Annotated in this window: 1 protein-coding gene; it reads left to right on the top strand. The window is 61.3% G+C overall.

Annotated features, from left to right (window positions below):
* Positions 1 to 354 (top strand): hypothetical protein (locus E1189_RS22145; RefSeq protein WP_196220821.1); only part of this gene is annotated, 354 nt, incomplete at both ends.

The raw sequence follows: 354 nt of genomic DNA, 5'->3' as shown, positions 1-354 counted from the left end.
GCTGCAGCCGGATACCGACTTTTCTGATGAGGGGCTGGAGGCGCTGTCTATCCCCTTGCCGGTCGGTGATCGCGTCACCGCCTTTACCCTGACACCGGACAGGCTGGTGGTGCAGTCCCGCCCTGAGGATGATGATCTGGCGCTGTCCCGCGTCACGCTTGTCGGTCTTGAGGAGCCAGACAGCGCGGATCTGGTGGATGCTGGCGCTTCGTCTGGCTTGTGGGTCAAGGGTGAGCTGTTCCGCTACCACAACAATGCCCTGTACACAGTGGCACGGGATGAGCAGAAGATCTTCCTCTATCCCGATCTGGAGTCAGACAGCATTGCGTCCAGAGCGTCCGTCCGGGTGGTGGA

It is taken from the genome of Parendozoicomonas verongulae, assembly GCF_009711465.1.
Classification (GTDB): domain Bacteria; phylum Pseudomonadota; class Gammaproteobacteria; order Pseudomonadales; family Endozoicomonadaceae; genus Sansalvadorimonas; species Sansalvadorimonas verongulae.
Note: the sequence above shows the minus strand (reverse complement) of the source record. Positions and strands in the feature narration are given on the sequence as shown.